The 11,951-nt window shown below is 63.3% G+C and carries 9 protein-coding genes; 7 read left to right on the top strand and 2 right to left on the bottom strand.

The genetic code is table 11. The features are described 5' to 3' along the window. Positions 1 to 4: 4 nt before the first annotated feature. Complete coding sequence (locus tag PTE31013_RS20005) at positions 5 to 1,834, bottom strand: ShlB/FhaC/HecB family hemolysin secretion/activation protein (RefSeq protein ID WP_246174751.1); 1,830 nt, start codon at positions 1,832 to 1,834, stop codon at positions 5 to 7. A 460-nt stretch (positions 1,835 to 2,294) separates the two neighbouring features. On the opposite strand from PTE31013_RS20005, the gene PTE31013_RS20000 reads away from it, so the two are divergent. The 7 genes from PTE31013_RS20000 (at position 2,295) to PTE31013_RS19970 (ending at position 10,219) form a co-directional block, all read left to right on the top strand. Beyond that, on the top strand, positions 2,295 to 4,637 hold the full coding sequence (locus PTE31013_RS20000; RefSeq protein WP_150614394.1) for a bifunctional salicylyl-CoA 5-hydroxylase/oxidoreductase: 2,343 nt from the start codon (positions 2,295 to 2,297) through the stop codon (positions 4,635 to 4,637). A gap of 9 nt (positions 4,638 to 4,646) precedes the next feature. Then, positions 4,647 to 5,459, top strand: a complete 813-nt coding sequence (locus PTE31013_RS19995; RefSeq protein ID WP_150614393.1) for an SDR family NAD(P)-dependent oxidoreductase — start codon at positions 4,647 to 4,649, stop codon at positions 5,457 to 5,459. Positions 5,460 to 5,494: 35 nt separating this feature from the next. Next, the gene (locus PTE31013_RS19990) at positions 5,495 to 6,358 is read left to right on the top strand and encodes an enoyl-CoA hydratase family protein (RefSeq protein WP_150614392.1); all 864 of its coding nucleotides are present in this window, start codon (positions 5,495 to 5,497) and stop codon (positions 6,356 to 6,358) included. A 13-nt stretch (positions 6,359 to 6,371) separates the two neighbouring features. After that, on the top strand, positions 6,372 to 7,556 hold the full coding sequence (locus PTE31013_RS19985; RefSeq protein WP_150614391.1) for an acyl-CoA dehydrogenase family protein: 1,185 nt from the start codon (positions 6,372 to 6,374) through the stop codon (positions 7,554 to 7,556). Between the two features lie 59 nt (positions 7,557 to 7,615). Next, positions 7,616 to 9,259, top strand: coding sequence for an AMP-binding protein (locus PTE31013_RS19980; protein ID WP_150614390.1), 1,644 nt, complete (start codon positions 7,616 to 7,618; stop codon positions 9,257 to 9,259). A 79-nt stretch (positions 9,260 to 9,338) separates the two neighbouring features. Further along, the gene (locus PTE31013_RS19975) at positions 9,339 to 9,809 is read left to right on the top strand and encodes an acyl-CoA thioesterase (RefSeq protein WP_150614389.1); all 471 of its coding nucleotides are present in this window, start codon (positions 9,339 to 9,341) and stop codon (positions 9,807 to 9,809) included. A gap of 2 nt (positions 9,810 to 9,811) precedes the next feature. Next, positions 9,812 to 10,219, top strand: coding sequence for a RidA family protein (locus tag PTE31013_RS19970; protein ID WP_150614505.1), 408 nt, complete (start codon positions 9,812 to 9,814; stop codon positions 10,217 to 10,219). 524 nt (positions 10,220 to 10,743) lie between these two features. On the opposite strand, the gene PTE31013_RS19960 is transcribed toward PTE31013_RS19970, so the two are convergent. Beyond that, positions 10,744 to 11,757, bottom strand: coding sequence for an IS110 family RNA-guided transposase (locus tag PTE31013_RS19960; RefSeq protein WP_150614388.1), 1,014 nt, complete (start codon positions 11,755 to 11,757; stop codon positions 10,744 to 10,746). Between the last annotated feature and the right edge of the window lie 194 nt (positions 11,758 to 11,951).

Raw genomic sequence — 11,951 nt, 5'->3', positions numbered from 1 at the left:
GGACTCAGTAGCGGAGGGCGATCGACACGCCGGCAACGGCGGCATTGACAGGAAAACGGGCGGGGTGGCTGAGGGGTTTGGCGAGGAACACGTCGTAGCTGGCGTTGCCCCACCGGCCGCCGTACGTGCCGATTTGTCCGCGCAGGCCGATGACCGCACCGGCGAGTTGGGTGCCGGGGAGGTAGCGAGCGCTCGGGCCGAACACACGCCCGTAGTCCACACCCGCGTACACGGCGTGGGCACTCGCCGCGATCGGCACGTGCAACTCATTGCGAAGGAAAAAGCCGCGCTCGGCGCTCAGGGTCTGGTCGCCGGTGAAGCCGCGTACGCTGTAGCGGCCGCCGATCGCTATCTGGTCGACAGCCCACAAGGCGTTGGCCGTGGTCTGCCCGTGGAGCGTGCCGACATACCGGACGGGGAAACGGCCCACGGGGAGCGGCACCGACCACTGCAAGTCCAGAGTGAACATGCGGTAGCGATACGTTTGCTTCGTCGGCTGTCGGGTGATGGGGTCGCGCAGTTCGTCCTGCGCGCCGAACCACGGCATGCCTTGCCGATAGTTCAGGGCAAGGTCCGCCTGCGCCGTGCCGAGGTATTGCCGGTGCGTTGCACCGATCTGCAGATAGGTGTTGTTCCGGTACTGCTGGGAGATCTCGAAGTCTTGGATGAAGCTCTTGCCGAAACGGCGTCCCAGCCGAGCGTCCAGTGCTGTCTTGCCACGGCTGTCGCGATGGATGACGCGCTCCAGCCGCAGTTCGACTGTCTGGTTGCGCCCGCTCGACACGAACGATTCGTTGGCGCCCGCAATGCGCTGGAAGTACGCGCGCGTGCTGCCGAAAATCGAGACGGTGTGGTAGCCCCAGGGCAGCGAGTAACTGGCGCTCGCGCCCCGGGTGCCGAACCGGTTGTCGCCGGTCGACAGGTCGTGTTGAACGGCAATGTCCAGCAGGTCGTTCAAGCCGAGCGGATTATCAAGGCCGATCGCCAGTTGACCCTGCAAGCGCCCGGTGTCGCGCGTGCCGCTGTTATCGACGGAGGCCAGCAGGCGCCATGGCCTTTGCCGTTGCACGTCGATCAACACCTCGCTCGATCCGGGCGTGTCACCGGGCTCGATGCGGATATCGGCATCCTGGCTCGGCAGGCGTTTGAGTTGTTCGAGTCCCTGCTCGAGCGCGCTCAGCGAGAGCAGGTCACCGTCCCGCAAGGGAACGGCAGAGCGCCAGGTGCCGCGTGTGGCCGGATCGGAGAAGCGGACCGACGAGACGGTGCCGGGGATGACCTGGAGCGTCAAATGCCCATCGGCCACGTCCTGTTCGGGAACGATCACGCGTGTGGTGACCCAGCCCTCGGCCAGGATCGCTTCGGTGGCCACGGCGGCCACTTTGGCCACCCCGTTTGTGCCCGCGCACTGTCCGGCGAATGGGATCAGCGCGGTTTCGACCGAAGCAAAGGGCACCGGCAGCGGGGCGCCGCCCAGTCCCGTCACCGTGATACCGCGAAGCACAACGCAGGGCGATTCGGCTGGGAGCTGCCGGATGTCTTGTGAGGCTGGCGTGCCGTCGGCAAGGGCGGGCAGGCGCACGTCGGGTGCTTCAGCGCGTTGTTCGCGCTCCTCGGCCTCCCGGCGTTGGCGTTCCAGTTGTTCGTCCTGCACCCCTTGCCGCACGGCGTCGCGCACCGTGGGCGGGTAGCCTTGAGCGACGCCTGTCGGGCATTGAAGCGCGAGTCCGCACGCCAGCAAGCTCGTGCGAAGGACGACCGGCGTGTGGGGGACTAGGGCGCCAAGGCCGCGATTGAGAAATGCGATGAAGACCGGCCGGTCGCGATGTGCCACGGATGATGTTGCCCTTTCTTGTAGTCGAAACGGTGCATCGCGTCATCACCCACGCGCCGGAATCCGCCATGACGTGATGGCGGTGATCGGCGCGTGCGAAGACGCGAATGCGCAAAAAGGGCGCAACAGTGAGCACGGTGAACATGCAGCAGCCGGGGGGGCTTACACCCTGGCGTCAGGCCAGAGGTTGGAGAGAACCGTGAATGACACGACGTCGAGGAGTCTGGCAGATGCGCCGCGCCAGAGATTTCGGTTTTGGACACATCGGCGAATTTTCGGAATCGTCCGATGGCAGCCTCGGACAATGCCCCCCTCTAGGGGCTTTCCCGACCCCGTCGCAGGTCAGGGTCCGCCGACCTTGCCGGCCGTAATTTTTTTCGCTAGTATTTTAGGTATAAACTATTTACGATTTAACAAAGATCGGCAAACGCGACGCGATCTGTGAATCCGGAGGCTGGAGATGAATATCGTCTGTATCGGTGGCGGTCCCGCGGGCCTGTATTTCGGCTTGTTGATGAAGCTGCGCGACCCGGCGCACCGTGTGGTGGTGGTCGAGCGAAACCGCCCCTATGACACGTTCGGCTGGGGCGTCGTGTTCTCCGACGCCACCATGGACAACCTCCAGGAGGCGGATCCGGAGAGTGCCGCGCAGATCAACGCCGCCTTCAACCGGTGGGACGATATCGATATCCACTTCGAAGGCCGCACGATCACGTCGGGCGGTCACGGCTTCATCGGTATCGGCCGCAAGAAGCTGCTCAACATCCTGCAGGCGCGCTGCGAGGCGCTCGGCGTCGAACTGGTGTTCGAGACCGACGTTGCCGACGATGAGGAGATTGCCCGCCGCTATCAAGCCGACCTGGTGATCGCGTCCGACGGCCTGAACAGCCGCATCCGGACCCGCTACGCCGACAGCTATCGCCCGGACATCGATACGCGGCAGAACCGTTTCGTCTGGCTCGGTACGCATCAGCGCTTCAACGCCTTCACGTTCGCATTCGAGAAAACCGAGCACGGCTGGTTCCAGGCGCACGCCTACCAGTTCGATGCCGACACGTCGACGTTCATCGTCGAGACGCCGGAGGAAGTCTGGCGCGCCCACGGCATCGATGAGATGAGCCAGGAAGAGGGCGTGAAGTTCTGCGAAAACCTCTTCGCGAAGTACCTCGGCGGCCATGAACTCATGAGCAACGCCAAGCACCTGCGCGGCTCGGCCATCTGGATCCGTTTCCCGCGCGTTATCTGCGAACATTGGGTGCACTGGCGCGGTGTCGACGGCAAGCGCGTGCCCATCGTCCTCATGGGCGACGCCGCGCACACCGCGCACTTCTCGATCGGCTCGGGCACCAAGCTCGCGCTGGAAGATGCCATCGCCCTCGCCGACGGTCTGCGCGCGCAGGACATCGATGCATTGCCGCGCGTGCTGGCCGACTACGAAGCCACGCGCGGCATCGAAGTGCTCAAGATTCAGAACGCGGCTCGGAATTCGACGGAGTGGTTCGAAACCGTAGCGCGCTATGCCCGCTTCGCCCCGGAGCAATTCGCGTACTCGCTGTTGACGCGCTCGCAACGGATCTCTCACGAGAACCTGCGGGTGCGCGACGCCGCCTACGTCGAAGGCTTCGAAGACTGGCTCGCCGCGCGCGCCGGTGTGACGCGCGCCGCCGGCCAGCACGCGATTCCGCCCATGTTTACGCCGTACCGAGCTCGCGAGCTCACGCTCAAGAACCGTATCGTGATGTCGCCGATGGCGATGTACTCGTCGGTCGACGGCGTACCGGGCGACTTCCACCTCGTGCACCTGGGCAGCCGCGCGCTGGGCGGTGCGGGCATGATCGTCGCGGAGATGACCTGCGTGTCGCCCGACGCACGTATCACGCCGGGATGCCCCGGCCTGTGGAACGATACGCAACGCGATGCGTGGAAGCGCATCGTCGACTTCGTGCATGCCGGCAGCGACGCCAAGATCGCCATGCAGATCGGCCACGCCGGTCGCAAGGGCTCGACGCGGCTGGCCTGGGACGGTATCGACCAGCCGCTCGACGATGGCAACTGGCCGCTGATCTCGGCTTCGCCGCTGCCCTACATCGACGGCGTGTCGCAGACGCCGCGCGAGATGACCCGCGCCGACATGGACCGCGTCAAGGACGACTTCGTACACGCGGCCCGCCGCGCCGCGGAGGCGGGGTTCGACTGGCTCGAATTGCACTGCGCGCACGGTTATCTACTCTCGAGCTTTATCTCCCCGCTCACGAACCAGCGTCAGGATGCGTACGGCGGCTCGCTCGAGAACCGGTTGCGCTATCCGCTGGAGGTCTTCGATGCGGTGCGCGATGTCTGGCCAGCCGCCAAGCCGATGTCGGTGCGGATTTCGGCGCACGACTGGGTCGAAGGCGGTATCACGCCCGACGACGCCGTGGCGATCGCGCGCGCCTTCAAGGATGCCGGTGCGGATCTCATCGACTGTTCGTCGGGCCAGGTCAGCAAGGACGAGAAGCCGGTCTACGGGCGCATGTTCCAGACGCCGTTTGCCGACCGTGTGCGTAACGAGGCCGGTATCCCGACGATGGCCGTCGGCGCGATTTTCGAGGCGGATCACGTGAACAGCATCATCGCGTCGGGCCGTGCCGATCTGTGCGCGCTGGCGCGACCGCACCTCGCCGATCCGTTCTGGACGCTGCATGAAGCCGCGAAGATCGGCTACAAGGATCTGCCGTGGCCGGCGCAGTACTATGCGGGCAAGCGGCAATACGAGACCAATCTGGAGCGTGCGGCCGCCTACGCTCAACAGATCGGTAAATAAGGACAGTTCATGACGTCAACGACAATCTCGGCCAGCGCTTCGCCAGCCTCGCTTGAGGGTGTGCATGCGCTGGTGACGGGCGGCGCGCGGGGCATCGGTGAGGCCGTGGCCCGCTCACTGCTGGCGCAGGGCGCACGCGTCACGCTGCTCGGCCGCAACGAAGCCACGCTCGCGAACGGCGCTCAGGCGTTGGCCGCGCGTGGCGAGGTGGCCTGGGTCAGTGCGGATATCTCGGATGCCGCCGCCGTCGGCGCGGCCTTTGGGCGCGCGGCCGAGCGTTTCGGCCCGGTGCAAGTGCTTGTCAACAACGCGGGGCAAGCGCTCAGCGCGCCGTTCGGCAAGACGGACACTGTGCTCTGGCAGCAAATGATCGACGTCAACCTGACGGGGACGTTCCACTGTATTTCCGCCGCGCTGCCCGCGATGCTGGCGGCCGGGTGGGGCCGGATCGTGAACGTGGCGAGCACCGCCGGGCTGATCGGTTATCCCTATGTCACCGCGTATTGCGCGGCCAAGCACGGCGTGGTCGGGCTTACGCGCGCGCTGGCGCTCGAAGTGGCGAAGAAAGGGGTGACGGTCAATGCCGTTTGCCCGGGCTATACGGAAACGGATATCGTGCGCGACGCGGTGGCGAACATCGTCGCGAAGACGGGACGCAGCGAAGACGATGCGCGTGCCGAGCTGGCCCGCCGCAATCCGCAGGGACGCCTCGTGCAACCGCAAGAGGTTGCCGACGCGGTGCTGTGGCTTTGCCAGCCGGGCGCCAGCGCGGTGACGGGACAGTCGGTCGCGGTGGCGGGCGGCGAAGTGACCGTCGGCTAAGCGCCAATGCACAACCTATTCAAGGAGATCGGCCAATGAGTGACGTGAAACTGACGATGGCGCATCACAAGCGCCCGTTCGCGAACTATGAAGCCAGGCACTTTCTGTGGTCGGTGTCGAACGACGCCCAAGGGCGGCCGAGCGTGGGTACGATCACGCTGAATCGTCCCGACAAGAAGAACCCGTTGACGTTTGACTCGTACGCCGAGTTGCGCGATCTTTTTCGCGCGCTGGTCTACGCGACGGACATCAAGACGGTCGTCGTGACTGGCGCGGGCGGGAATTTCTGCTCGGGCGGCGATGTCCACGAGATCATCGGCCCGCTCACGCAGATGAGCATGCCGGAACTGCTCGACTTCACGCGCATGACGGGCGATCTGGTCAAGGCGATGCGTGCCTGTCCGCAGCCGATCGTCAGCGCCATCGACGGGATTTGTGCCGGGGCCGGGGCGATGATGGCGCTCGCCTCTGACATGCGTCTGGGCACGCCGCAGGCGAAGACGGCGTTCCTGTTCGTACGCGTGGGGCTGGCCGGTGCCGACATGGGCGCGTGTACGTTGCTGCCGCGCATGATCGGACAAGGCCGCGCGTCGGAGTTGCTTTTCACCGGTCGTGTGATGACGGCCGAGGAAGGGCTGCAATGGGGGTTCTTCAACGCGTTGCATGACGGTGGCGCGGTGCTCTCGGCGGCGCAGACGCTGGCCGATCAGATCGCGTGCGGCCCGACCTTCGCGCACGGGGTGACCAAGAAGCTGCTGCATCAGGAGTGGAACATGGGCGTGGACGAGGCCATCGAGGCCGAAGCCGAGGCGCAGGCCATCTGTATGCAGACGAAGGATTTCCGCCGCGCTTACGATGCCTTCGTCGCCAAGCAAAAGCCGGTGTTCAAGGGCGACTGACGCGAGCGAGACGATGAGCGATATCACTCCCCACAACGCGCGCAACGGCGATTTTCTGGCGTGGCCTTTCTTCGACGAGGCGCATCGGCGCTTGGGTGCGGAACTCGATGCCTGGTGCACGCGCGCGCTGAAGGTCGATCACCAGGCGGATACCGACGCGACGTGCGTGTCGCTGGTGCGCGAACTGGGCCGCGCGGGCTGGCTGAAGTATTGCGTGAGCGCGAGTCATGGCGGCGCGCTGGATCAACTGGATTCGCGGGCGCTGTGTGTGTTGCGCGAGACGCTCGCGCGTCACGACGGTTTGGCCGACTTCGCTTTCGCGATGCAGGGACTGGGCAGCGGCGCGATCACGCTGGCGGGCAGCGAGGCGCTCAAGCAGCGCTATCTGCCGCGCGTGGCATCGGGCGAGGCGATTGCGGCGTTCGCGCTTTCGGAACCGAACGCCGGGTCCGACGTGGCCGCCATGGCTTGCTCGGCCACGCGCGATGGCGACGACTATGTGCTCAATGGCGAGAAGACGTGGATTTCGAATGGCGGTATCGCGGACTTCTATTGTGTTTTCGTGCGCACGGGCGAGGCGCCGGGCGCACGCGGTATCAGCGCATTCGTGGTGGATGCCGACACGCCGGGGCTGACGATTGCCGAGCGGATCGACGTGAGTGCGCCCCATCCGCTGGCGCGTCTGAGGTTCGAGGACTGTCGCGTGCCGGCGTCCGCGCGTCTGGGCGAGGCGGGGCAGGGCTTCAAGGTGGCGATGATGACGCTGGATATTTTCCGGGCGTCGGTGGCGGCGGCGGCGCTGGGCTTTGCCCGTCGTGCACTCGACGAGGGGCTGGCGCGCGCGAAGTCGCGCGAGATGTTCGGGCAGACGCTCGCCGATTTCCAGATCACGCAGGCCGCGCTGGGCGAGATGGCGACGTCGGTGGACGCCGCCGCGCTGCTGACGTATCGGGCGGCCTGGCAGCGTGATGTGCAGGGGCAGCGCACGACACGCGAAGCGGCGATGGCGAAGATGTTCGCGACGGAATCGGCGCAGCAGGTGATCGATCGTGCGTTGCAGATGTTCGGCGGCGCGGGGGTGGTGTCGGGCGCGATCGTGGAGCGGCTGTATCGCGAGATTCGTTCGCTGCGGATCTACGAAGGGGCAACGGAAGTACAGAAACTGATCATCGCGCGCGAACTGTTGAAGGACGGCTGAGCGCGGTCTGTGGCGGCGCGCAGGCGTCATGCTTGATTACCGGGGGCAAGGAGAAGCACATGGAACGATCTGGACATCTCGACACTTTCGCGCGCGACAATCTGCCGCCTGTCGATCAGTGGCCCGAGTTTTTGCTGGACAATCCGGACGTGGCGTACCCGGCGCGTATCAATTGCGCCGCCGAACTGCTGGATCGCGCGATTGCGCAAGGTCGCGGCGAGGCGCCTGCGATTTATTCGGTGGAGAACGGTCAGCCGACGGTGACGACGTATCGTGGTTTGCGCGAGATGGTGGATCGCATCGCACACGTGCTTCGCAACGACATGGCGCTGGTGCCGGGCAATCGTGTGCTGTTGCGTGGGCCGAATAACCTGTTCATGGCGGCCGCGTGGCTGGCGGTGATCAAGGCGGGTCTGGTGGGCGTGCCGACGATGCCGTTGTTGCGTGCGAAGGAGCTCAAGCAGATCATCGACAAGGCGGAGATCGGAGCGGCACTTTGCGATGGACGTTTGAAGGATGAGCTGGAGTTCAACCGTCGGGCGGACCATGAGTATTTCTGTCCCGCGTTGACGCAGGTGGTGTACTTCCACGACGTGGGTGAGGGTTCACTGGAGGCCCGCATGGCCGGCCAGCCGGCGAGCTTCGAGGCCTGCGATACGGCGGTGGACGATGTCTGCCTGATCGCCTTCACGAGCGGCACGACGGGCCAGCCGAAGGGCACGATGCATTTCCATCGTGATGTGCTGGCGATGTGCGATCTGTTTCCTCGTCATGTGCTCAAGCCGGGGCCGGATGACATCTTCTGCGGCACGCCCCCGTTAGCGTTCACTTTCGGCACGGGCGGCTTGTTGACGTTCCCGTTGCGTGTCGGTGCGGCGACGGTGCTGCTGGAGAAGTTGACGCCGGACAGTCTGTTGCAGTCGATCGAGCAGTATGGCGCGACGATCTGTTTCACGGCGCCGACGTTTTATCGTCAGATGGCGGCGCTGGTGGACAAGTATGATCTGTCGAGCTTGAAGAAGACGGTGTCGGCGGGTGAGGCGTTGCCGGATGCGACGCGCCAGATCTGGAAGCAGGCGTCGGGCATCGAGATGATCGACGGCATTGGCGGCACGGAGATGATTCATATTTTCATCTCGGCGGCGAACGGTGACGTGGTGCCGGGCGCGATCGGCAAGCCGGTGCCAGGTTATATCGCGATGATCGTGGACGATAAGATGCAGCCGCTGCCGCCGGGCAAGGTGGGCAAGCTGGCGGTGAAGGGGCCGACGGGGTGTCGATATCTCGCGGACTCGCGTCAGACGAATTATGTGAAGAACGGCTGGAATCTGCCGGGCGATACGTTCAGTTGTGACGAGGCCGGTAATTATTACTATCAGGCGCGCTCGGACGACATGATTGTCTCGGCGGGGTACAACATCGCGGGCCCGGAGGTGGAGTCGGCATTGCTGAAGCATCCGGCGGTGGCGGAGTGCGGGGTGGTGGGCGCGAGCGACGAGGCACGCGGTCAGGTCGTGAAGGCGTATGTGGTGCTCAAGGCCGGCGAGCCGCGCGACGATGCGATGGTGAAGGCGCTTCAGGAGTATGTGAAGGCTAACATCGCGCCGTACAAGTATCCGCGGGCGATTGAGTTCGTCGATGCGTTGCCCCGCACGGAGACGGGCAAGCTGCAGCGTTTCAAGCTGCGGCAGATGGCGCATTGAGGCGCGGGTAGGGCGCTCCAGTTGGCGCCCACTCACACTGACGCGGTGTGGCGATTTGGCACGCAGGGGAGGAGAGGATATGTCGGAGGCTGAGGTGGCGGCGCACGCGTTCGTGAAGCCGTTGTTGGTGCGATTCAAGCATTGCGATCCGGCAGGGATTGTGTTTTATCCGCGCTATTTCGAGATGATTAACGATCTGGTCGAGGACTGGTGCGCCGAAGGGCTCGACCTGTCGTTTGGCGAGATGCATTTGCGCAATGCGATGGGCGTGCCGACGGCGAACATTGAGTGTCGTTTCAGTGCGCCGAGTTTTTTGGGCGAGACGCTCCAGCGTTCGCTGGAGGTCTCGCGTCTGGGTCGTTCGTCGATGACGTTGCGCATTCGGTTTTCGGGTGCGAACGACGAGACGCGTTTGCAAGCTACGCTGGTATTGGTTTGGGTCGCGAAGGGTGAGGGCGGCAGGCCCGCCCCGATCGCGGTACCCGATGCCCAGCGTGCGGCGATTGTGCGCTTTGCCGCACCTGATTCTGTGATTGAAGGAGTGTCTTGATGCTGCAAGTTCTGCAACCCCCTGAATGGGCGAAACCGCGCGGCTATGCGAACGGCATGGCTTTCGAGATGACGGCCGGCAGCCGCATCGTGTTTGTTGGCGGTCAGATCGGCTGGAACGGGCAGCAACGTTTCGAGACGGATGATTTCGCGCTGCAGGTGCGTCAGACGCTGGAGAATATCGTGGCGATTCTGGCAGAGGGCAATGCGAAGCCGGAACATATCGTGCGCATGACGTGGTATGTGAAGAATAAGCGCGAGTATGTGGAAAGTTATCGCGCGATTGGTGAGCATTATCGTGCGGTGATCGGTCGTCATTTTCCGGCGATGACGGCGGTGGAGGTGGCGGATCTGGTGGAGGACGAAGCGAAGGTGGAGATTGAGGTGACGGCGGTGGTGCCGGCTGTCTAGTGGTTTGGGATGTAGGTGAGTGGTGGCGGGAGGCGGGCTGGCATGGGGTGACGATGCCGGTTTCTCTTCTTGAAATGCGGCTTATGGGCGAATCCGGCAGGACTGGGCTTTGTCCATAGGCCGTTTTGTTGTCTGCGACATATAGTCGTTACAGGCACACGTTGCGTGAGCGATCGGTGGTGATCCCGTCGGGAGGTACGCAATCATGAGTGAAAATGCGTCGCTATCGCGCGGCAGGGGTTGGCTGTGGCTGTTGTTATTGCCTTTTGCTGGCGTTCTGTGGGGGCCGTTCTACATATATGGACTGCCCTGGATAGCAAGTTGACGTTTCGATGAGCACGAGAGTCGATTGCGTACATATATCCGGCGTCATGGGTAAGCCCTGCGCCTAACTGGAAATCCGCACGAACAGGCCTCAACAACTGGAAGACCTCAAGGGCCGTTATAAAAATCAGGTTCCCTGTTCGCCGGATCGACCGGTGTGCCACTTGTCAATCATCAACGCATCGTCGGTGGAAGTAAGGTTACGCAGGGTGATAAGGCTGGCCTGAGGCGAGCACTGCCCAGATGGTCCGAGCCATCTTGTTGGCCATTGCGACAATCGCACGATTTGCGCCACGCCGCTCCTGAAGCGCCAAAGCCCAAGCATGCTTTCTATCTTGTTTTGTGGGGGCAGTTCGCAGTACCGCTCGTGCGCCATGAATTAGTAATGTTCGCAGATGTCGATCGCCACGCTTGCTGATTCCCTGGAGTCTCGTTTTGTCGCCGCTTGAGCACTGGCGAGGCACCAAGCCCAGCCATGCGGAGAAATGACGCCCGTTTTTGAAGTCCTTCGGATCCGAGACAGCGGCCACAATGGCGGTGGCCGTTTTGGGGCCGACACCTTCGATCTTCGCGATGCGCTGACATGTTTCACTGGCCTTGAAGACTGCATCAATGCGCTTGTCAAAGCCGGCGATTCGACCGTCAAGCTCGCGCAACTGGTCCATGAGATCGGACAGCATTTCGCGCGCGAGTGGTGTGAGCGCATTGCCGGTGTCAGCAACAATGGTTGGAATCTCTCGACGCGCCCGCGTGATCGACTGAGCAAACACGATGCCACGCTCGGCCAAGATGCCTCTCATTTGACTGACCAAGCCAGTTCGATTGTTGACCAGGCGGCTACGAGCACGATGCAGACTTTGAACATCCTGTTGTTCAATAGACTTCACCGGAACAAATCGCATTGAAGGGCGTTGCAATGCCTCGCATATGGCCTCTGCATCATTGCTGTCGGTTTTGTTTCCCTTGACGAAGGGTTTGACGAACTGTGGACTGATCAACCGAACCGCGTGGCCCAGCTTGGCGAACTCCCTGGCCCAGTGGTGGGCGCTGCCACATGCCTCCATGCCGATGGTGCATGGCGTGAGCCTCAGGATGACTTCCATGAGTTGTGACCGCGCGACACGGCGTCGTAGCGTGATTTTCCCAGACGCGTCGACGCCGTGCAGTTGGAACACATTTTTTGCCACATCGATTCCGAGAAAAGAAATTGCCATGATGGCCTCCGAAAACGAGATGAGTCACTAGCACGATACCCCTTCGGGGGCAGTCCATCCCATTAACCGGCTGACGCCGTCTCTCTTCGGTTTCCCGTTTTTCTACTGGTTTTCGCTTTTTTTTTTTGCAGGGTTGTTGTGGGGGAGGGCCCCTCTACACCTCCCCCCCCGGAAGAACCGGGACCCCTTTCCCC

Source organism: Pandoraea terrigena, from assembly GCF_902459705.1.
GTDB lineage: Bacteria > Pseudomonadota > Gammaproteobacteria > Burkholderiales > Burkholderiaceae > Pandoraea > Pandoraea terrigena.
Note: the sequence above shows the minus strand (reverse complement) of the source record. Positions and strands in the feature narration are given on the sequence as shown.